Source organism: Algoriphagus sp. (assembly GCF_029254265.1).
Lineage (GTDB): Bacteria > Bacteroidota > Bacteroidia > Cytophagales > Cyclobacteriaceae > Algoriphagus.
In genome coordinates, this window is sequence record NZ_JAQWXX010000065.1 from 1 (window position 1) to 22,635 (window position 22,635).

At 41.2% G+C, this 22,635-nt stretch carries 19 protein-coding genes; 14 read left to right on the forward strand and 5 right to left on the reverse strand.

Going from position 1 to position 22,635, the window contains the following annotated elements:
• Positions 1-509: 509 nt before the first annotated feature.
• The 11 genes from ilvD to truA all read left to right on the forward strand — a co-directional run bounded on the left by ilvD (position 510) and on the right by truA (position 14,096).
• Positions 510-2,189, forward strand: a complete 1,680-nt coding sequence (gene ilvD / locus P8O16_RS09445) for a dihydroxy-acid dehydratase (RefSeq protein WP_300313749.1) — start codon at positions 510-512, stop codon at positions 2,187-2,189.
• Positions 2,190-2,299: 110 nt separating this feature from the next.
• A complete protein-coding gene (ilvB, locus tag P8O16_RS09450) occupies positions 2,300-3,994 on the forward strand; it encodes a biosynthetic-type acetolactate synthase large subunit (RefSeq protein WP_300313752.1) in 1,695 nt (564 codons plus the stop codon).
• Positions 3,995-4,003: 9 nt separating this feature from the next.
• A complete protein-coding gene (gene ilvN, locus P8O16_RS09455) occupies positions 4,004-4,504 on the forward strand; it encodes an acetolactate synthase small subunit (protein WP_300313755.1) in 501 nt (166 codons plus the stop codon).
• Positions 4,505-4,584: 80 nt separating this feature from the next.
• The gene (gene ilvC, locus P8O16_RS09460; protein ID WP_300313758.1) at positions 4,585-5,628 is read left to right on the forward strand and encodes a ketol-acid reductoisomerase; all 1,044 of its coding nucleotides are present in this window, start codon (positions 4,585-4,587) and stop codon (positions 5,626-5,628) included.
• A 17-nt stretch (positions 5,629-5,645) separates the two neighbouring features.
• The gene (locus P8O16_RS09465; protein ID WP_300313761.1) at positions 5,646-7,154 is read left to right on the forward strand and encodes a 2-isopropylmalate synthase; all 1,509 of its coding nucleotides are present in this window, start codon (positions 5,646-5,648) and stop codon (positions 7,152-7,154) included.
• Positions 7,155-7,156: 2 nt separating this feature from the next.
• The gene (gene leuC, locus P8O16_RS09470) at positions 7,157-8,563 is read left to right on the forward strand and encodes a 3-isopropylmalate dehydratase large subunit (RefSeq protein ID WP_300313764.1); all 1,407 of its coding nucleotides are present in this window, start codon (positions 7,157-7,159) and stop codon (positions 8,561-8,563) included.
• Positions 8,564-8,650: 87 nt separating this feature from the next.
• Entirely contained in the window at positions 8,651-9,244 is a 594-nt protein-coding gene (gene leuD, locus P8O16_RS09475) for a 3-isopropylmalate dehydratase small subunit (protein ID WP_300313767.1), read from the forward strand.
• A 37-nt stretch (positions 9,245-9,281) separates the two neighbouring features.
• On the forward strand, positions 9,282-10,868 hold the full coding sequence (locus tag P8O16_RS09480) for an alpha-isopropylmalate synthase regulatory domain-containing protein (RefSeq protein WP_300313771.1): 1,587 nt from the start codon (positions 9,282-9,284) through the stop codon (positions 10,866-10,868).
• Positions 10,837-11,904 carry a 3-isopropylmalate dehydrogenase gene (gene leuB / locus P8O16_RS09485; protein ID WP_300313774.1) on the forward strand — a complete coding sequence of 356 codons (1,068 nt, stop codon included), beginning with the start codon at positions 10,837-10,839 and terminating at the stop codon, positions 11,902-11,904. The genes P8O16_RS09480 and leuB overlap by 32 nt, the downstream gene beginning before the upstream one ends.
• A gap of 144 nt (positions 11,905-12,048) precedes the next feature.
• Positions 12,049-13,254, forward strand: a complete 1,206-nt coding sequence (locus P8O16_RS09490; protein WP_300313777.1) for a histidinol-phosphatase — start codon at positions 12,049-12,051, stop codon at positions 13,252-13,254.
• Between the two features lie 50 nt (positions 13,255-13,304).
• Complete coding sequence (gene truA / locus P8O16_RS09495) at positions 13,305-14,096, forward strand: tRNA pseudouridine(38-40) synthase TruA (RefSeq protein ID WP_300313780.1); 792 nt, start codon at positions 13,305-13,307, stop codon at positions 14,094-14,096.
• A 60-nt stretch (positions 14,097-14,156) separates the two neighbouring features.
• Here truA and P8O16_RS09500 read toward each other — a convergent pair whose 3' ends face one another.
• The 5 genes from P8O16_RS09500 to P8O16_RS09520 all read right to left on the reverse strand — a co-directional run bounded on the left by P8O16_RS09500 (position 14,157) and on the right by P8O16_RS09520 (position 18,807).
• The gene (locus tag P8O16_RS09500; RefSeq protein WP_300313783.1) at positions 14,157-15,524 is read right to left on the reverse strand and encodes a Gfo/Idh/MocA family oxidoreductase; all 1,368 of its coding nucleotides are present in this window, start codon (positions 15,522-15,524) and stop codon (positions 14,157-14,159) included.
• Between the two features lie 97 nt (positions 15,525-15,621).
• Positions 15,622-16,083, reverse strand: a complete 462-nt coding sequence (locus P8O16_RS09505) for a hypothetical protein (protein ID WP_300313786.1) — start codon at positions 16,081-16,083, stop codon at positions 15,622-15,624.
• A 57-nt stretch (positions 16,084-16,140) separates the two neighbouring features.
• Entirely contained in the window at positions 16,141-16,458 is a 318-nt protein-coding gene (locus P8O16_RS09510) for a hypothetical protein (protein ID WP_300313788.1), read from the reverse strand.
• A gap of 263 nt (positions 16,459-16,721) precedes the next feature.
• On the reverse strand, positions 16,722-17,792 hold the full coding sequence (locus P8O16_RS09515) for an Ldh family oxidoreductase (protein ID WP_300313791.1): 1,071 nt from the start codon (positions 17,790-17,792) through the stop codon (positions 16,722-16,724).
• Between the two features lie 82 nt (positions 17,793-17,874).
• On the reverse strand, positions 17,875-18,807 hold the full coding sequence (locus P8O16_RS09520; protein WP_300313794.1) for an exopolyphosphatase: 933 nt from the start codon (positions 18,805-18,807) through the stop codon (positions 17,875-17,877).
• 199 nt (positions 18,808-19,006) lie between these two features.
• Between P8O16_RS09520 and P8O16_RS09525 the strand changes: the two genes are divergently transcribed.
• The 3 genes from P8O16_RS09525 (at position 19,007) to P8O16_RS09535 (ending at position 22,517) form a co-directional block, all read left to right on the forward strand.
• The gene (locus P8O16_RS09525; protein WP_300313797.1) at positions 19,007-20,590 is read left to right on the forward strand and encodes an acyl-CoA carboxylase subunit beta; all 1,584 of its coding nucleotides are present in this window, start codon (positions 19,007-19,009) and stop codon (positions 20,588-20,590) included.
• Positions 20,591-20,627: 37 nt separating this feature from the next.
• Positions 20,628-21,692, forward strand: a complete 1,065-nt coding sequence (locus P8O16_RS09530; RefSeq protein ID WP_300313799.1) for a M42 family metallopeptidase — start codon at positions 20,628-20,630, stop codon at positions 21,690-21,692.
• A gap of 66 nt (positions 21,693-21,758) precedes the next feature.
• Positions 21,759-22,517, forward strand: coding sequence for an ABC transporter substrate-binding protein (locus P8O16_RS09535; protein WP_300313802.1), 759 nt, complete (start codon positions 21,759-21,761; stop codon positions 22,515-22,517).
• Positions 22,518-22,635: the final 118 nt, after the last annotated feature.

Here is a 22,635-nt window from a genome sequence, read left to right on the forward strand (position 1 = left end):
ATGGTCAAAACCGTTTATTTTGACCTAATTTAGTACCCGTTAAGATCGCAAGAAAGCGATTGTCACTGGCTGTCACTTCTAACTTATTTGGCTACTGGCATCTTTGCGGATATACATAATTTTTTTTCATAAATATTGAAAAACCAAAAAATCAATACAATATTTTGAGAAATGAAATATTGAACAAATCATAATCTGAAATACAGGGGTGTTTACCTGTAAATACAGATGATAATTTTGAAAAAAATAATTATACCTCTATGTTTTAGCAATTAAATATTGAAAATGTAAAATTAAATATTGTAAGTCTGCTCAAACGGTTTTAATTTTGGGAAGTGATTTATTATCGTAATCTATCAAACCTAGACAGTTATATGTACCGAGTGGTCTTCTTGCTAAGCTTTATTATTCTCATTGGATCTTAATGTGAGGCACTAGACTATTTATATCAATCGAATAAAAATCTAAAGTGCCTCATTCAACTGAGGCATTTTTTTTTACCCTATCCTATGAATCTGAAAAAGTACAGTTGGGAAATAAGTGACAACGACGAGCATCCAGCAGGCAAAGCTATGCTATATGCCACAGGCTTGAGTGATAAAAAAATGAAGCAGCCCTTTGTAGGGATAGCCAGTTGCGGATATGAAAGTAATCCCTGCAACATGCACCTCAATGACTTTGCCGGTTTGATCAAGAATTCCTCCCAGGATCACGATTTGACCGGTTTAGTTTTTAATACCATTGGAATTTCTGATGGAATTTCTATGGGTACAATGGGCATGCGTTATTCGCTTGTCTCAAGAGATATTATTGCAGACTCTATTGAGTCATTTATTCTTGGTCACTCCTTTGACGCCTGTATTGCCCTTGCAGGATGTGATAAGAATATGCCTGGAGCAATCATGGGCATGCTCCGAATCGATCGTCCTTCTATATTGGTGTATGGCGGGACTATTGCCTCTGGGAATTATAAAGGAGAGAAATTGAATATCGTTTCGGCGTTTGAAGCGTTTGGAAAACGAATCAATGGAACAATCTCTGATGAAGATTACGATGGAGTGATCCGAAATGCTTGTCCAGGAGCGGGTGCTTGTGGAGGAATGTATACAGCAAATACCATGTCTTCTGCAATCGAAGCGATGGGGATGTCGCTTCCCTATTCCGCATCTTACCCTGCTAATTCTCCTGAAAAACTCGAAGAATGTCGTCAGGTAAATAAATACATGCGGATTCTTCTGGAGCGAGATATCAAACCAAGCGATATTATTACTAGAAAAAGTATTGAAAATGCTGTACGAGTTGTGATTGCTCTTGGTGGAAGTACCAATGCAGTGCTCCATTTATTGGCTATTGCCCAAACGGCAGGAATAGATTTTACACTTCAGGATTTTAAGGCAATCAATGCGAAGACGCCGATGATTGCAGACTTTAAGCCTTCAGGGAAATTTTTAATGGAGGATCTTCATGAGCAAGGAGGGTTACCAGCATTCATGAAGTATTTCCTAGAAAAGGGATTTTTACACGGTGATTGTTTGACTGTCACTGGAAAAACGCTAGCCGAGAATCTAGAGAATATTGACCCGATTGTAGCATCGATGGTCAACGTGATCCATCCAGTGGAAACCCCGATTAAGCCAGAAGGCCACCTTTGTATCCTATCGGGAAATCTCGCGCCAGATGGTGCCGTTGCAAAAATTACCGGAAAAGAAGGAAAAGTATTTACTGGGCCAGCAATTGTTTTTGATTCTGAGCAAGAGGCAAATGATGCTATTCGAGATCATCAAGTAAAAGCTGGGGATGTAGTTGTGATCCGAAATGTAGGCCCTAAAGGAGGTCCCGGAATGCCAGAAATGCTCAAGCCTACTTCGATGATTATTGGAGCTGGACTTGGTTCCTCAGTCGCACTGATTACTGATGGAAGGTTTTCTGGAGGAACTCACGGATTTGTGGTGGGCCATGTCACTCCCGAAGCTTGGACGGGGGGACCTATAGGTTTGCTTGAAAATGGAGACCAAATCACGATTGATGCAGATTCGATGGAGATTTCCCTGAATGTTTCTGCTGATACTTTTGCCGAGCGAAAAAAGACTTGGAAACAAAAGGAGATTCCTGGACTTCAGGGAACGCTAAAAAAATACAACAAACTAGTAGCTACCGCTTCAGAGGGATGTGTGACAGATAAATTCTAAGCTATGAAATCGAGCACTAAGAAAATGACACAAGAAGGGAAGATTACAAAAAATACGAGATTCCTCATGATAGCTACCGGGATGGCCTTTGAAAATCTAATCATAAACAGATGAAAGAATCTAAAATCAGAGGAGCAGATATTGTAGTAAGAGCACTAATTGAAGAGCAGGCGGATTTGATCTTCGGCTATCCTGGAGGAGCAATCATGCCCGTGTACGATGCCTTGTATGATTATCATGATCAGTTGAGACATGTTCTTACAAGACATGAACAAGGAGCTATTCATGCTGCTCAAGGGTATGCTCGTGTATCGGGAAAAGTCGGAGTTTGCATAGCGACCTCGGGACCTGGAGCTACCAATCTTATCACTGGATTAGCGGATGCTCAGATCGATAGTACACCTTTAGTCTGTATAACTGGTCAAGTGGCTGCCCACTTGCTGGGAACGGATGCATTCCAGGAAACTGACGTTGTTGGTATTTCCATGCCAGGCACCAAATGGAATATTCAGGTTAGAAGAGTCGAAGATATTGCTCCTGCTATTGCAAAGGGTTTTTACATCGCTAAATCAGGAAGGCCCGGTCCTGTTTTAATAGATATTACAAAAAATGCTCAGGTAGATTTTGGTGAGTTTAATTACGTTAGATGCGAAGGTTTCCGTTCTTATAAAACTCAGATTCCAGTGGAAAAAAGTGCTATCCAAAAGGCAGCATTTTTAATTAATATGGCCAAAAGACCCTATCTGCTTTTTGGACAAGGAGTAATACTTGGAAAAGCGGAAGATGAGTTGAAATCATTCTTGGAAAAGAGTGGCATTCCTGCTGCTTCGACTTTATTGGGCTCTGGAGCTTTATCCCAAGATCATCCAAATTATGTAGGCAAATTGGGGATGCATGGTAACTATGCTCCGAATCTTCTTACCAATCAATGTGACGTTTTAATCGCTGTAGGGATGCGTTTTGATGATCGAGTGACTGGAGATTTGAAGCGATATGCAAAGCAAGCAAAAGTTATTCACCTCGAACTTGATCCTTCTGAAATCAATAAAATCGTCAAATGTGAAGTTGCTGTTATCGGCAATTCTAAAGAAAGTTTAGCGCTGTTGACAGAGGCAGTCACTCAAAAATCTCATCCGGAATGGATGGCTAAATTCCGAGAATTAGAGCAGGAAGAGAATGCTGCAGTAATCAACAATGACCTGAAGCCAAGTAAGGTAGGCTTGACGATGGGGGAGGTTATCCATAATATCAATCAATATAAAGCAGATGATGCCGTGCTTGTGACAGATGTAGGGCAGCATCAGATGATCGCTTGGCGATATTTTAATTACAAGAAAACAAGGACTCAGGTCACATCAGGTGGATTGGGGACCATGGGCTTTGCTTTACCGGCTGCGCTTGGTGCACAACTTCATGATTATTCCAGACAAGTGATTTGTGTAGTAGGAGATGGTGGGATCCAAATGACTATCCAGGAACTTGGCACAATCATGCAGACAAAAGCTCCAGTGAAGATTGTACTATTAAACAATAACTTCTTGGGGATGGTGAGGCAATGGCAGCAAATGTTTTTTGACAAGCGCTATTCTTTCACTGAACTGGATAATCCGGATTTTATCAAAATCGCAGAAGCCTACAGTATAAAGGCTCAAAAGGTCACCGATAGAGGTGATTTGCAAGAGGCAATTGAGGATATGCTGATCCATGACGGACCTTTTTTCCTTGAAGTGGTAGTAGAAAAAGAAGACAACGTTTTCCCAATGATTGCTACCGGTTGCTCGGTGGAAGAAGTCAGACTTAGCTAATTCAAGCCTATGAAGCGATATACCATATTCGTAATTACCGAGAATTTTATCGGAATCCTTAACCGGATCACCATCATATTTACCCGTAGAGGGATCAATATTGATGCGTTGACAGCATCAGAAAGCAGACTTCCTGGGATCCATAGGATCACTATTGAGGTAACTGCCACAGAAGATACAGTGATTCAACTTGTCAATCAGATTGAGAAGATAATTGATGTCATCAAAGCTTTTCATCACGAGGATGAAAGTGTGGTATATCAAGAAATTGCTCTATACAAAATCCCTGTTTCCAAATTAGATGGGGGTTTGGAGAAAATCATCCGTCAACACAATGCCAAGATCATAGCGGCAGAACCTGAATTTGTTGTTTTGGAATTGACGGGCCATAAGGAGCAAACTCAGGAATTACTGGAAATTCTAAAAGAGTACGGGCTATTAGAATTTGCCCGGTCCGGAAGAGTGGCAGTGGCTAAGCGTATGCTTACCATTGACAGTTTTGTGAAGTAAATAAGTCTAAGAATTAGAAAAAATAAAATTGAATAATACCAAAAACAGGAACGAATAGAACCTATTAAATCAATAAACAAATGAAATTAAAATTCGGCTCAGTAGAAGAAAACGTAGTAACCAGAGATGAATTTCCTTTGGAGAAAGCTAGAGAAGTCCTCAAGGATGAAGTAATCGCAGTTTTGGGTTATGGAGTTCAAGGACCTGGTCAGGCTCTTAACCTGAAAGACAATGGCTTCAATGTGATCGTAGGTCAGCGTAAAGGCTCCAAGACTTGGGATAAAGCAGTAGCAGATGGTTGGGTTCCTGGCGAAACACTTTTTGAATTGGAAGAGGCTTGCGAGCGTGGTACAATTCTTCAATTCTTACTTTCTGACGCAGGTCAAATAGCCGCTTGGCCAATGGTGAAAAAACACCTGACACCAGGAAAAGCACTTTATTTTTCTCATGGATTTGGAATTACATATAAGGATAAGACTGGTATTATTCCTCCTCCAGATGTGGACGTGATTTTAGTTGCTCCAAAAGGTTCAGGTACTTCACTTCGCAGAATGTTTGTAGAAGGCCGAGGCTTGAACTCATCCTATGCCATTTTTCAGGATGGTACAGGCAGAGCGAAAGATCGAGTGATTGCTTTGGGTATTGGAGTGGGATCAGGCTATTTGTTTGAAACTGATTTTTACAGAGAAGTGACTTCAGATTTGACGGGAGAAAGAGGGACTTTGATGGGGGCTATTCAGGGAATTTTTGCAGCGCAATATGAAGTGCTCCGTGCAAATGGACATACGCCTTCAGAAGCTTTCAATGAGACCGTTGAAGAATTAACACAGTCTTTGATGCCACTCGTGGCGGAAAACGGAATGGACTGGATGTATGCTAATTGCTCTACAACTGCACAGAGAGGAGCTTTGGATTGGTGGAAGCCATTCCGAGATGCTTCTAAGCCAGTTTTTGAAGCGCTTTATGAGTCTGTAAAATCAGGAAAAGAGGCCCAAAAATCAATCGATTCGAACTCTAAGGCTGATTATAGAGAAAAGTTGGAAGCAGAATTGAAAGAATTGAGAGAATCAGAAATGTGGCAAGCTGGAGCAGTTGTGCGTCAGTTGAGACCAGAGAATAATTAAACCTAAATCCAGAAAAGATGAGTGAGAAGCTTTGGATATTTGATACTACCCTCCGAGATGGGGAGCAAGTACCTGGGTGTCAGTTGAACACCCAGGAGAAGATCATTGTGGCGAAAGCCTTGGAAGAATTAGGAGTAGACATCATCGAGGCAGGATTCCCAATTTCCAGCCCGGGAGATTTCAATTCAGTGTTAGAGATTTCAAAGGCTGTTTCAAATCCGATTATCTGTGCCCTTTCAAGAGCCGTAGAGAAAGATATCGAAGTGGCAGCCCAATCCTTGAAGTTTGCCAAAAGAGGTAGAATTCATACTGGAATCGGTGTTTCTCCATACCATATTCAATTCAAACTTCGCTCTACACCGGATGATATTATCGCTCGAGGCGTTGCTGCTGTAAAGTTTGCCAGAAGGTTTGTAGACGATGTAGAATTCTATGCTGAAGATGCTGGCCGAGCCGAATCAGACTTCTTAAATAAGATCATTGAAGAGGTGATCAAGGCTGGTGCTACTGTGGTAAATATTCCCGACACCACAGGATATTGCCTTCCTGAGCAGTATGGAGCCATCATTGCAAGTTTGAAGAATAACGTTCCAAATATTGACAAAGCTATCATTGCCACCCATTGCCATAATGACTTGGGTATGGCAACTGCCAATACAGTGTCAGGAGTACAGCATGGCGCTCGTCAAGTAGAGGTAACCATCAACGGGATCGGCGAACGAGCTGGTAATACTTCAATGGAAGAAGTGGTAATGGCTATCAAATGCCATAAATCGATTGACGTCCATACGGATATTGTCACTCCTAGAATCTACAATACCAGCCGTTTAGTCTCCAAACTGATGAATATGCCCGTTCAGCCTAACAAGGCAATTGTGGGAAGAAATGCTTTTGCGCACTCTTCAGGTATTCACCAAGATGGGGTCCTCAAGCATCGGGAAAATTATGAAATCATCGATCCAAAAGATGTAGGAGTGGCTGAGTCGACTATCGTATTGACTGCCCGATCTGGTCGAGCTGCTTTGAAGCATCATTTGGATGCTTTGGGTGTGGAATTAGAGGGTGATGAATTACGAGAAGTCTATGAAGCTTTCTTGATTTTGGCTGATAGTAAGCGAGACATTGGAAGAAAAGATCTGATGGGATTAGTCGGTAAATATGTGACTGATTCTAATTTCATTGAACTCGAAAACGTGTCGTATTCTTCAAATGGTACGATCCAAGCAAAAGTTAAACTGAAAATTGGAGAAGAATCACAAGAGGCTTCGGCTCATGGAAATGGTCCTGTTGATGCAGTATTAAAAGCGATCGAAAAATTGGCTAAACCGCATGTAGAACTTGAGGAATTTTTGATTCAGGCGATTACCCACGGAAGTGATGATGTGGCCAAAGTTCACATGAAATTAATCAAAGGAGACAAGCCTTACTTTGGTTTCGCCTCTAATTCTGACATTGTCCTGGCTTCCGCTCAGGCCTTTGTTGATGCACTTAATAAAATTCCAGTCAAAGACTATGCGACTGCTTAATTATGGAAAAGACAACCTTATTTGATAAAATCTGGGATGCTCACGTAGTCAAATCCGTGCCAGCTGGTCCAGATGTGTTTTTCATTGATAAACATTTTATCCATGAAGTAACATCACCTGTAGCATTTCTAAATCTGGAAAGCCGAGGAATCGGTGTAAAATACCCGGATCGGACTATTGCTACTCCCGATCACAATGTGCCAACCATCAACCAGGATCAGACGATCAAGGATCAACTCTCCAGAATGCAGGTACAAAAGCTTCGGGACAATTGCTCCAAATATGGGATTGAACTTCATGATTTGGGTTCCGCTCATCATGGCATTGTCCATGTGATTGGTCCGGAATTGGGGATAACTCAGCCAGGAATGACTATCGTCTGCGGCGATAGTCATACTTCTACACATGGTGCATTTGGCGCTATTGCTTTTGGAATAGGTACTTCAGAAGTTGAAATGGTTTTGGCAACGCAATGTATTATGCAATCTAAGGCCAAGAAAATGAGAATTACGGTCGATGGTGAGCTTGGAAAAGGCGTGACTTCAAAAGATATTATTTTGTACATCATCGCGAAAATCACTGCCGCGGGAGCTACCGGCTATTTTGTGGAATATGCAGGTTCGGCCATTCATAGTCTTTCTATGGAAGCCCGAATGACTATTTGCAACATGTCCATTGAAATGGGAGCTCGTGGAGGTTTGATTGCTCCTGATGAGACTACTTTTAATTACCTCAAAGGCAAAAGATATTCGCCAAAAGGGGAAGATTGGGATAAAGCGGTAGCACACTGGAAAACTTTGAAAACAGACGAAGATGCTGTATTTGATAAAGAATACCACTTCGATGCAGCGGATATCGAACCGATGATCACTTACGGTACAAATCCTGGAATGGGGATCAAAGTAAAAGGTACTATCCCTACTACTGAAGGCATGGAGGGAAGTAATAAAACCTCTTACCTGAAATCATTAGCCTATATGGGTTTTGAGGCGGGTGAGCCTATCAAAGGGAAACTAGTAGATTATGTCTTTGTAGGATCTTGTACTAATGGACGAATTGAAGACATTCGCTCTGTTGCTCAATTTGTAAAAGGTCATCAGAAAGCGGATAATATCACTGCTTGGATTGTACCAGGATCTCGCGAAGTGGAGAAAATGGCTCACGAAGAAGGCTTAGTGAAAATCTTGGAAGAAGCTGGATTCGAATTAAGACAGCCAGGTTGTTCAGCTTGCCTAGCAATGAATGATGATAAAATTCCTTCTGGAAAATATGCAGTTTCTACTTCCAATCGAAATTTTGAAGGCCGCCAAGGTCCAGGTGCACGCACGATGCTCGCCTCACCTTTGACAGTAGCAGCAGTCGCAATTACCGGCAGAATCTGCGATCCAAGAGAAGTATTCGATAATTAAAATACGAAGCTGGAAGTACGAAATACGAGGAAGTCAAATCACAGAACCTTGTCACTTTCCAACTTTTCAACCTTACAACCTAGAAAAATGGCTTACGATAAATTTACAGTCCTTAAAAGCACTGCAGTTCCATTGCCCACTGAAAATGTGGATACCGATCAGATTATTCCTGCGAGATTCCTGAAAGCAACTGAGCGAGTTGGTTTTGGTGACAATCTGTTTCGAGATTGGCGCTATGATGTAGAAGGAAATCCTAAGAAGGATTTTGTACTAAATGATCCTACTTACTCTGGAAAAATTTTAGTGGCAGGAAAGAACTTTGGTTCAGGATCCAGCCGTGAGCATGCTGTTTGGGCTTTGTATGATTATGGGTTCCGAGCGGTGGTCTCTAGTTTTTTCGCAGATATTTTCAAAAATAACTGCCTGAATATCGGCGTACTTCCGGTGACGGTGTCTGCTGAATTTGCCGATAAATTGCTTTCTGCAATTACTGCTAATCCTGAAACTGAAATCGAAATTGATCTTCCAGCTCAGAAAATTAGTTTGATGTCAACTGGTGAATCGGAATCCTTTGATATCAATGAATACAAAAAAGAAAACATGAAGCATGGCTTCGATGATATCGATTACTTGTTGAATATGTCAGCTGAGATTGATGCTTTTGAGGCAAGTAAAAAATAAGTTGCGATCTGCAACCAAATAAGGAATCAGTATAGAAATGAAGGGCGATCGGAAAATAGAAATTATGGATACCACACTGAGGGATGGAGAACAGACTTCAGGGGTAGCCTTTTTGCCTTCAGAAAAACTGCAAATAGCCAAACTTCTGCTCGAAGAGCTTAAAGTAGATCGAATCGAGGTGGCCTCTGCTCGAGTCTCTGACGGGGAACTTGCAGGTGTGCAAAAAATTACAAAATGGGCTGAGGAAAAAGGCTATCTAGATCGAGTAGAAGTTCTCGGTTTTGTGGACACTCCAGCCTCTGTAGACTGGTTGGTTTCAGCTGGAGCTAAAGTGATGAATCTCTTAACGAAAGGTTCCTTGAATCACCTGACCCATCAGCTTAAAAAAACACAGGAACAACATTTCGAGGAAATTGAGGCATGCATAGCCTACGCCGAATCTAAAGGTATTTCAGTAAATGTTTACCTGGAAGATTGGTCAAATGGGATGCGGAATTCCCCAGTTTATACTTTAGATCTCATCGATTTCTTGAGCAAGTTATCTGTGAAGCGAATCATGCTTCCTGATACTTTGGGTTTACTTTCGCCAGAAGAGACTAAAAGTTATTTTACTGAGATCACCACAAAGTATCCAGGAGTCCACTTTGATTTCCACGCGCACAACGATTATGATCTAGCTGTTGCAAATGTCATGGAAGCGATTTTGCATGGAGCAGCTGGAATTCATACCACTATCAATGGACTTGGCGAACGAGCAGGCAACGCTCCTTTAGAATCTGTCATCGCGGTTATCAAAGACTTTACCGACTTTAAGATTAATGCGCAGGAGCAGAAAGTTTATCGGGTTTCCAAACTTGTAGAGCAATTTTCAGGACAACATATCCCGGCGAATAAGCCAGTGGTCGGGGAGAACGTCTTTACGCAGACTGCTGGAATCCATGCAGATGGTGACAATAAAAAGAATCTTTATTTCAATGACCTGATGCCAGAGCGATTTGGTAGGCAGCGCAAATATGCCTTGGGAAAGACTTCCGGGAAAGCAAATATCCTGAAGAATCTGGAGGAGCTGGGTATCTCTTTAGAAAAGGAAGAACTTACTAAGGTCACGCAGCGAATCATAGAACTCGGGGACAAGAAAGAGCGAGTGACTACGGAGGATTTACCTTACATTATTTCGGATGTCCTACAAAACAACTCAATTACCAAAGAAATCAGCATTGAAGGGTATCATATGACCCATTCAAAAGGATTGAAACCTTCGGTTCAACTTCGTTTGAATATTCATGGGGAATCTTATGACGCCTCTGCAACTGGTGATGGACAGTATGATTCCTTCATGAAAGCAGTGAAAAAGATCTATAAATCAAGAAAGAAGCAACTTCCAAAGTTGATCGATTACCACGTTTCTATTCCTCCAGGAGGGAAGACGGACGCTTTTGTGGAAACTGTAATCACTTGGGATTTTGGAAAAATATTTAAAACGAAAGGGCTCGATCCCGATCAAACTGTGGCAGCGATGATGGCCACAGAAAAAATGCTTAACATCTTCGAAAATTTTAATCAACCTACCAACTCAGAAGAATCCAAACTTTATGGAAATGAATATCGCGCTATTGCCAGGTGATGGCATCGGCCCAGAAGTTATAGCTCAAGCAGTAAAAGTAGTGAATGCGATTGGCCAAAAATTTGGTCACAAAATCACGTTTCGGGAAGCAGTCGTAGGCGCTGCGGCAATTGATGCCACAGGAGATCCTTATCCAGATAGCACTCATGAAATCGCTGCATCTTCAGATGCTATTCTTTTTGGAGCGATCGGTGATCCCAAATATGACAATGATCCTAAGGCCAAAGTAAGACCAGAGCAAGGGCTTCTTCGCATGCGTCAGAAGTTGGGATTATTCGCTAATGTGCGTCCCACCTTTACGTTTCCTTCTTTAATTCATAAATCACCTTTGAAATTGGATCGCGTGGAGGGAGTGGATTTTGTATTCTTTAGAGAGCTTACTGGAGGGATTTATTTCGGTGAGCCGAGAGGAAGAAATGAGCAAGGCACAAAAGCTTTTGATACGAATGTTTATACCAAAGAAGAGATCACTAGATTGGCGCGAATGGGTTTTGAAGCTGCGCAAAAGCGGCGAAAATTATTGACCTGCGTAGATAAGGCAAACGTACTAGCAACTTCTAGGCTTTGGAGAGAGACCGTGCAAGAACTTGCTCCTGATTACCCAGATGTCAAAGTCGAGTATGAATTTGTCGATGCCGTAGCCATGAGACTAATCCTGTGGCCAAAGGCTTATGATGTCTTGATCACAGAAAATCTTTTTGGGGATATTTTGACGGATGAGGCTTCTGTGATTTCAGGTTCGATGGGCTTAATGCCTTCTGCATCGCTCGGATCTGCTGTCAAATTATTTGAGCCTATTCATGGTTCTTACCCACAGGCTGCGGGAAAAGATATTGCAAATCCATTGGCGACAATACTTTCTGCCGCGATGATGTTTGATTATGCTTTTGATCTTAAAGCTGAAGCTCAATTGATTTCTGATGTAGTAAATCTGTCTTTGGATGAAGGAATCGTCACCGAAGATATTGCAGACGGAGCCAAAGCTTACAAGACTTCCGAAGTTGGAGATTGGCTTGCGAAGAAGATTCTAGAGTAGATTTCCAAGTTATAAACTATAAGACCACCTTAGGAATGAGGTGGTTTTTTTATGCGTTATTTTAAAGTGATTAGTAGTATCTTTTTGATATTGTGTGAAATACAAGCATTATTTACCCTGAATGAATCTTCACTTGAGCTGATTATGAAAACTTCTCTCATTATTTTATTCCTTCTATCCTCTGCCTTTATTTCATGTAATTCAGAGAAAAAGAAAGTAGAACCCACCAAACAATGGTACAAAGGCAATCTCCATACGCATTCCTATTGGTCTGATGGTGACGATTATCCTGAGATGATTATGGATTGGTATAAATCCCATGACTATGATTTTGTGGTTTTATCCGATCACAATACGCTTGCTGAGGGTGAGAAGTGGAAATTGATTCCCAAATCACCTTCCCACGAAATGGGCTTTCAAAAGTATTTTGAGAAGTATGGGGATCAGGTAATCTACCGAGAAGACTCTGCAGGAAGGATAGAAGTAAAGCTGAAAACCTTAGCGGAGTACGCTCCTATGTTTGAAGAGCAGGGAGAGTTTCTAATTATTCAATCACAGGAATTGACAGAGAATTTTGAAAAGAAACCACTTCACATGAACGTGACGAACATTCAGAAATTAATACCTGCAGAGGGAGGAAACTCTGTTCCGGAAATATTGCAAAATGGTTTAGATCGGGTCAAAGCTCAGCGAGACTCAACCGGCGTACCCATGTTTTTGCACATCAATCATCCCAACTTTATTTGGGCGATCACTCCTGAAGATATCATGGCCTTGGATGGAGAGCGATTTTTTGAAGTGTACAACGGGCACCCTATGGTAAATAATTATGGGGATTCGCTGCGACCAAGTATGGAAGTGCTTTGGGATAAAGTTCAGGTAGCTTATTTGACCGATGGCAAGCCACTGCTCTATGGATTAGCGGTTGATGATGCGCACAATTATCACGTATTCGATCAAGTGAGCAGTAATCCTGGCCGCGGTTGGGTAATGGTTTTGGCAGAAGATTTAAGCCCAAGTTCTTTAATTAAGGCCATGGAAAGAGGAGATTTTTACTCCACAACTGGAGTTACTTTAGCCGCTATTGATTTTGATGGTGAATCATTGTCCATTGAAGTGGAGCCTGAGGAAGGCATTACTTATAAAATTCAGTTTTTTGGAACAAAAAAATCAAACCGAACTTTAAGTGGTGTTTTATTGAAAGAGGAGCAGGGGCTAAGTTCATCCTATACCTTGGAGGAGGATGATATGTATGTTCGTGCCAAAATCATCTCGTCGAAACTAAAAGAAAATCCTTATCAAATTGGGGATATGGAATTGTCTTGGACTCAGCCGGTCTTGAAAAAATAATTTCTTTTCGCTGCGACCTTACCTTTGCAAAGGCTGACTTAAATTTGAATATGCAATCCCGCCCCTTTTCTTACCTTTTTTCAATCAGTTATTTTGGAGCTCGCTACAAAGGCTGGGCTCCACAGCCGAACCAACCGACGGTTCAAAAGCGACTCGAACGAGTCATTAGACATGTGCTTGGTCATGAGGATTTTTCTTTGATAGGAGCTAGTCGAACCGATTCTGGAGTTTCTTGTTTGGGAGGATTTGTCCAGCTTTTCTTAAGAGAAAAGGCAGAAATGGATAAGTTGCTTTCTGAATTGAATAGTCACTTGCCCGATGACATTCGTCTGAATAGCGTGGAGGAAGTACCCCCGACTTTTAATTTGATTCAGGCAGTTAGTCAAAAAACCTATCGCTATTATTTCTCCAGTGAAGCGAATCTTCACCCTTTTGCCTCAGCGTTTCTAGTTAAAATCTCAAGTCCGCTAAACCTTGAGCTAATGCAAGAAGCCGCCCAGCTTTTTGAGGGGAGTTACAATTTTAAGGCTTTTTGCAAAGCCTCCGAAAATAAAACTGATTATACCAGAGAAGTGCTTTCTGCGGGTATTTATGCTTCAAATGAATTTCTGGGGACTTTTTTTCCAAAGGGAATTCATTACTTTGAAGTTACCGGTACTGGTTTTCTCCATCACCAAGTTCGAAAGATGGTGACTGCACTTTGGGAAGTTTCAAATGGAAACTGGAAGCCAGCTGATATTTCTAAGCGACTGGAAAATGCCAATTCAGATTGGGAGCAAATTCCGCCGGCACCTGCAAATGGACTGATTCTTTGGAAAACGATTTTGAAATCAGAAAGCTAAAGTGAGAAGTCTGAAACTTGACTTTTTTCAGCCTTCTCACTTTTGATTTCAAAATTTTGATCAAACATTTTTGGGTTCTGGATGCGTATAGCCCTTTCTATAAGGTCTTCGAAGTTTTGCAGTAGCTTCCTGATCTCCAATTACTGTCATGGTTTTCTGATCATACTTCAATGCTCGACCACCAAGATCCATGGAGATATTTGCCAAAATACAAGAGGCTGTTGAAATATGACCTTCTTGGATATCAGCGATCGGTAGCGTGTCCTTCTCGATGGAGCTCAACCAATCTTTCATATGAAGGCGAGTTGCTGGAGCAGCATTAAGCTCGATTCGTTCTTCCGTTACATCCTCTGGAAACTGCTCTTCCTCTAAAACCAAATCAAAATGAATTGGCTGTTTATCATCACCATAAGGAATGAAATCGGCTTGCATCGTGCTACCCGCCAAATACCCATGCTCTCCAAAAATCTTAAAGGCCCAAGGGTAATCTTTATCTACCGGATTGCCCCAAGTACGATGTTGCCAAACCACGTTCAATTCTGGGTATTCAAAGATTGCAGTCTGTGTATCGGAAATGTTGGATTTTCCTTCTTTCTGAACATAGATTCCTCCCGTAGAGGTGATTTGGGTTGGCCAACCAAGCTTTAGCATCCAACGCACGGTATCCAACATGTGTACGCACATGTCTCCTGTAATTCCATTGCCATATTCGATGAAAGTTCTCCACCATCTGATATGCGGAAGACCATCATAAGGTCTCAAAGGAGCAGGGCCAGTCCAAAGGTCATAATTAAAAAATGAAGGAACTGGCTCCACGGGAGGATTCCCATTGGCTCGCATGTGGAAATAACAACAGATTTCAGCATGTGAGATTTTGCCTAAAAGCCCTTTGTCAATGACTTCTTTTTTTGCAGTGATCAGGTGAGGTGTGCTCTTTCGTTGCGTACCCACTTGTACTTTTTTATTATACTTTCGGGCAGCTGCAATAATGGCTTCTCCTTCGATGACATCTACTGAAATTGGCTTTTGCAAGTAAACATGTGCTCCTGATTTCAGTGCATCAATAGCCATTAAGGCATGCCAGTGATCAGGCGAACCAATTAATACATATTCAGGCTTCGTTTCTGAAAGGAGTTTTTTATAATCTTCAAAAAGCGGAGGGACTTTTCCTGATTTCTGACGCTCAGAAACTAACTTTCCAGCTGCTTCTAGAATATTTCGATCTGGATCACACAACCCCACTACTTCCACATCTGCGACTTGGATTAGGCGAAAAAGATCCGATTTTCCGTACCAGCCAGTTCCGATCAAAGCCACTTGAATTGGTCCTTCACGGTCTTTGAAATCCATTCCAAGCAAGCCAAAGCTTGCCAAAGCTGTCAAAGCTGAAGATCCTTTGAGGAAATCGCGTCTATTTAAGTGATTCATAGGTTTTTGGGTTGAGTTGTTTAATGGACTTAATTTACAAAAATGAGTGGACTGGGCAAATCTGAAAGGATAAACGGTAGTATTGGACTTATGGAATTCAACTTGCTTTCCATTCCAATTGTCGGCCTTCGTTTTTGGCTTTGGTATCCATTCCATTCCCTAAGGCAATTCCTATTGACATCCCGATAGGTAACCCGATCGCTAAAAAGGCCATATTACCTAATGCTGCTCCAAAAGCGACCCCTAGAGGTAAGCCAAATGCAGACATGCCTAATACCATCCAAAGTGTTTGGTAATGGTTTTGCGGAACGATTTTAAGTTCTTTTTCCAAGAGTTTTAGGATTGCCGCCTGACCTGCTTTCATCACTTTGAGCAATTCCGGGTCTGGGCCAGAAAAATTATTGATCCCAGAAATGATCTCGTTAATACTTGAGGCTTGCTCCTCGGGAATCTGTTTTTCAGAAATGGCTTTCAGTAAACTTTGAAGCAAATGAGATTGCTTTGCAAGTTTTGGATTGTTCTCGAAAGAGGTACGGGCAGAGAGTTGAGAAAGAGGCATGCTCCAAAATAAATAAAGAAGTTTATTTAAAATAGCACTTTCTCAATTGGAGTCTTTTTATTTCAATTCCTTCCTTGATATAAAAGGGAACCCTAAGAAACCTTCATATATATCCAAAACAACTTTTTTTGCATTTTGACTTTCATTTCTTTCGTCGCAAGGGAATACAAGCTGTTTTTTAATGCCATGGATAGAAATAACCACATAAGGGGAATTACACCTACCGTATCGTCCTTTTGCGAGTTCGCCGGTGTTTTGAATTGAATAAGTGAAGGATTTAACAGGAGTAGTCGGAAAACTCTTGTTTACAAAAAGAAATGAAGTATAGGAGATCCCACCTCCTATAACTAGTCCTGAGAAAAGTATCGAAATCAAGGATAATTTTTTGCCTAAAAAAATCCAAAAGCCAAGAAAAATTAAAATAAAGCCTATGGATACAATACCAAAAAGAATAATCGGACTTATAACGGTATTCCTATAGAGGGTTATTCCATAAACAGTAGCTATTAACGAAAAGATTACCAATCCAAAGAATATCCAATCAGAGAGAATATTATTTTTTGTTTTAGGGACATGTTGTTCAAAGAACAAAAAAGATTTGTTCTCTTCGAAGTTAGTTGATTTTCCTTTCCTCATTATTAAAACCTCACCCCAAACTTTTCTCCTAACTCTGTCAAATCTTTTACAACAGGATCTAGTAAAGGGATGCCATCTTTCATTCTTATAGACTCCAATTCCCGCTCAGGGTCGCCTGGGATTAATACTTTTTCATTTCCAGGTGTAGGTTTTGCGGATCGGAATCTGCCGATCCAATTATCCATATGAGCTTTAAACTCATCTGCTGGCCGAAACGCATCTACTCGCATCGCTCCAAAAAAGTGACCAATTCCTTCTCCTACTGGATTTGGATCTGGTTCTAGAAAAGCCACAAATGGCGGAACCCATGGGCCATAATTTGCCCCGGAAAGTACTGCCGAAAAGATATCTACGATCGAGCCTAGGGCATAGCCTTTATGAGAGCCATGTTCGCGATCCCCACCGAGCGGTAGTAAAGCTCCTCCATCTTTTACGCCATTTGCCGAGGTTGTTGGGTTTCCGATTTTATCCTGTACCCATCCTGTAGGGGTATCCATTCCCTTGCGCTGCAGGATTTCCAACTTCCCGTTCGCCGCAGTGGTTGTTGCCATATCGGCTACAAAAGGAGGTTGATCCTTAGCTGGAATTGCCACGGCAATCGGATTTGTTCCTAGCAATCTTTCTTGGGAAAATGTTGGTGCTACCAATGGGCTTGCATTCGTCAAAGAGATTCCAATCATATCATGCTCCAAAGCCATCATCGCATGATAGCCAGCGATTCCATAGTGATTGGAATGTTTTACAGAGACCCATCCAGTTCCGGCGATCTTTGCTTTTTCGATGGCCACTTGCATCGCAAATGGAGCTACCACAAGACCCAATCCACCATCTCCATCAACCACGGCTGTAGAAGGTGTTTCATGAACTACCCGGATATTTGGGGTGGCATTAATTCTTCCTTTTTCCCAAAGACGAACATAGCCGGATAATCTTGCCACCCCATGTGAATCTACTCCTCTCAGGTCCGCTGAAAGCAAAACTTCAGTCGCGGTCTTTGCCTGATTTTCTGGGCAACCGATTTTGCAAAGCATCTGGAAAGTAAATTCGTAGAGTTGTTCGTAGGAATAATTCATGGTTAAAAGAAAAGGCCAAAATGATTAGATTTTGGCCAAAGATAAGGAAATGAATTTTTTGAAAAAGAGGAATTCTGATGCTTTATTCTTCGATCAAAAGTCTGGAAATAGCCCCTTCCTTAAGTGCATAATGAGAGCAGGTAATAGAGCGTATTGGAATAAATTGTAAAATAAAATCAATCAGACTCGAAGCTACCACAATCATATCTGCTCGCATTAGAATCATTCCAGGAATAGCAAGCCGCTCTTCTCTTGTCTTCACAGTAAGGTCATGATAGATTTTTTTGAATTCTTCAATAGGCAATTCAAACACATGTTGTCCAGTCAATTTACATTGTAGCATAGACTCAAAATACATGTCAGTCAACGTATCAAATGTGCCTGATGCACCCACCAATCCTGTGGGATGATAGGTTTGGATAGCTTTGATCAGCGGTTGGAGTTTTTCGGCTAGGTAAGATTTTAATTTTTCTATTTCTTCAGGAAGAATCGGGTCATGATGATGAAATAAATCCATCAATCGCTGTCCTCCTATTTCAAAGCTTTCCTTATAAAATACCTCTTGAGAAGTTCCAATGATAAACTCGACTGATCCGCCCCCGATATCCATCATCAATTCGATTTGGCCATTCAGAGATCCGGAAAGCTTGATTCCTTCATAGATCAATTGAGCTTCCTGCTCTCCAGAAATCACATTGATCTCAATACCGATTTCTGATTTTACTTTTTCTACGAATTCAGGACCATTTTTAGCATTTCTAACCGCACTGGTGGCAAAAGCAAAAATGTGGGTGATACCTTCTCCGTCAATTAGATTTTTAAAATGTCGGAGTGTATGCATCGCTCTTTTGAGCGCTTCGGCTGCCAGGAAATCCTGATTAATTCCTCCTTGCCCTATTTTAACGGGTATTTTTTCTTTGTAAATCGTCTTGAAATTTACTCCATTGATCTCTACCAATAACAAATGAAATGTATTGGTTCCCATGTCAATCACCGCTGCCTTTCGCGTACTCATAATTATTGCCCAAATTTTGGATGGGCGAATATAGAAAGTTTATTGAATTTCAATGAATTAATAAAATGTGAAAAATAGCAAAACCTGAATTTCACCGAATTCCCACTCAAGCTTCAAGTAAATAGCCAAACCACTTGTACGGATTTATTTTCTCCCTGTCCAAAGGCTGTTATATTTGAACCTGACAAAAAACTTTTCTATGACTGAACAGCATAAACCCAATTCGACTTTGACTCCCAATCAGCAGAAATTAGAGATTTTAACAAGGAAAAATAAAGAAGCGCTTCTTGGTGGCGGGCAATCACGTATCGACTCTCAACATAAAAAAGGCAAACTTACCGCCCGTGAGCGAGTGGATTTGTTACTTGATGAGGGGACTTTTCAGGAGATTGATAAGTTTGTGATGCATCGAACCAAAGATTTTGGTTTGGATAAGGAGCACTACCTTGGAGATGGGGTGGTGACTGGTTACGGCGAGGTTAACGGTCGTTTAGTGTATGTCTTTTCACAAGACTTTACCGTGTTTGGAGGTTCGCTTTCAGAGACACACGCAGAGAAAATCTGTAAAATCATGGATATGGCCATGAAAAATGGGGCACCGGTGATTGGATTAAATGATTCAGGTGGAGCACGAATCCAAGAAGGAGTGAATTCGCTTGGAGGTTATGCGGATATCTTTTATCGAAATACCAGAGCCTCAGGAGTCATCCCGCAGATTTCTGCGATTATGGGTCCTTGTGCAGGAGGCGCGGTTTACTCTCCAGCCATCACGGATTTCATATTTATGGTAGAGAATACTTCCTATATGTTTGTGACTGGTCCCAATGTGGTGAAGACTGTAACCCAGGAAAATGTCACAGCCGAAGAATTAGGAGGAGCTTCTGCTCACAGTACCAAGAGCGGGGTGACCCATTTTGCTTGCGCAAATGAATTAGCCTGCATCCAGCATATCAAGCAAACACTCAGCTACCTTCCTCAAAATTGTGAGGAAATCGCCCCTAAATATTCCTATGAAATTCAAGGAGATGAAAATCGGAAAGAGTTAGACACTTTGATTCCTGAGAACCCAAATCATCCTTATGACATCCGAGATGCTGTAAAAGGTATTGTTGATAAGGATTCCTTTTTGGAGGTTCATGAAAATTATGCAGATAATATTGTAGTCGGATTTGCCAGAATTGCAGGTCGTAGTATAGGTGTCGTTGGAAATCAGCCTCAATCGATGGCAGGAGTTTTAGATAATCATGCTTCAACCAAAGCGGCTCGGTTTGTAAGAACTTGTGATAGTTTTAATGTTCCACTACTCGTGTTAGTAGATGTCCCGGGATTTTTGCCTGGAACTGATCAGGAATGGAATGGCATCATTACGAATGGAGCGAAATTACTTTATGCCTTCTCTGAGGCCACTGTTCCAAGAATCACGGTGATTACCCGAAAAGCCTACGGTGGGGCTTATGATGTAATGAATTCAAAACATATTGGGGCAGATTTAAACTTTGCTTGGCCGACAGCAGAAATCGCAGTGATGGGAGCAAAAGGAGCTGCGGAAATTATTTTCAAAAAGGAAATCGCTGAGGCAGCAGACCCAGAAGCAAAGCTTCAAGAAAAAGTAGATGAGTACACTGAGAAGTTTGCGAATCCATATCGAGCAGCACATCGAGGGTTTATCGATGAGGTGATCCTACCATCTGAAACAAGAATGAAACTTATAAAAGCATTTAAAATGCTCGAAAATAAGGTGGATCAAATCCCTAGAAAAAAGCATGGGAATATTCCGCTTTAATTAATTCACTAATCAATTTTAAATTTTCAAATCCAAAATGGAATCGAATACCTTTTTATATAAGTATCTAAATAATGCCTCTCCAACAGGTTTTGAAGCATCTGGTCAGCAGATTTGGCTGGATTATCTCAAACCATTTGTAGATAGCTATTTCACTGATAATTATGGAACAGCTGTTGGGGTGATCAATCCCGATGCAAAGTTCAAGTTTGTCATTGAAGCCCATGCAGATGAAATTAGCTGGTTTGTAAACTATATCAAAGATGATGGGTATATCTACGTCCGCCGTAATGGAGGATCAGATCATATGATCGCTCCATCTATGCGTGTAAATATCCATACTGATAAAGGCATACTTCCGGGAGTATTTGGCTGGCCGGCTATTCACGTCAGAAAAGATGGAAAAGAAGATGCTCCAACTTTGGATAATATCTTCCTTGATGTCGGAGCACGAAGTAAAGCTGAAGTAGAGGAAATGGGAATTCACGTAGGTTGTGTGATTACTTTTCAAGATGAGCTGACTGAATTGAACGGAAAATTCTATTCAGGCCGAGCACTCGACAATCGAATTGGAGGCTATATGATCGCTGAAGTAGCTCGAAAAATCAAAGAATCTGGTAAGGAATTACCATTTGGACTTTATGTCGTCAATGCTGTTCAAGAGGAGATCGGCCTTAGAGGCGCAGAGATGATTGCAGCGAACATCAAGCCTAATGTGGCGATCATCACAGATGTGTGTCATGATACCACTGCTCCCATGTATAGCAAAATCGCAAGCGGAGACCAGACCGCCGGCAATGGACCGGTTTTAACTTATGGAGCGTCAGTTCACAAAAAGTTATTGGATATGATCATTGCTACAGCTAAGAAAAACAGTATTCCTTTCCAACGGTCTGCAGCTTCCAGAAGCACTGGTACAGATACGGATGCTTTTGCTTATTCTAACGGAGGAGTTCCTTCTGCCTTGATTTCTTTGCCTTTAAAGTACATGCATACTACAGTTGAAACAGCAAGCAAATCCGATATCGAGCAAGTAATCAATTTAATGGTGGAATTTATTTTGGAATTTGATCCAAGCTTTGATTTTAGATATATAAAATAAGTCAACAAGCTTCAGACCATAGCAAATATGTATTTGGCTATGGTCTGAGCAAAGTTGAATTTAGATATGAACTTTCTTGATCAGCTCAACCGCTCCATTTTTATTCCTTCGATTCCAAAGCGAATTATTTCATTGGTTCCATCCCAAACAGAATTATTGGTTGATTTGGGTTTGGAAGATCGGATAGTTGGTGTGACTAAGTTTTGTGTTCATCCAAAAGGGCTTCGAAAGGGAAAGACGATCATTGGCGGGACAAAAAATTACCGTTTTGATTTGATTGACGAATTGGATCCCTATCTGATTATTGGTAATAAAGAAGAGAATGATCAGGAGGGAATTGAAATTCTCATGAAAAAGTATCCGGTATGGATGAGTGATATCTATACTTTGGCGGATAGTTTGGGCATGATTCTTCGGTTGGGAGAGATCTTCAAAGTTGAAGAAAAGACAAAATCGATTACAGACCGAATTCAATCAGATTTTTTAGAAAAGCCAATAAGGAAGGGAAGTGCAGTTTATTTGATCTGGAATAATCCTATAATGGCTGCCGGATCCAGGACTTTTATTAATGAAATGTTGTTTTGGGCTGGCTTTGAAAATCTTACTAAAGAAAACCGATATCCTGAAATTTCCAGAGAAGAACTTAAACAATTGAATCCAGATTATTTGCTTTTGAGCTCAGAGCCATTTCCATTTAAAGCAAAACACCTGGAGGAGTTTGAGGAGCTTTTGCCAAATACTAAAATCAAGCTAGTTGATGGAGAGTTGTTTTCTTGGTATGGATCACGGTTGCTCCGCTCTAAGCAGTATTTTGAATCACTTTAAAGGGGATAGTTCATTAAACTGTGTCTAGGTTTAAATTTATGTTTCAAAGGACTGGCAGAGGAGGCCGTAGGCCGACGAAGCCAGTCCTTTGAAAACTAGTTTTTCAGAGGTATTCTTT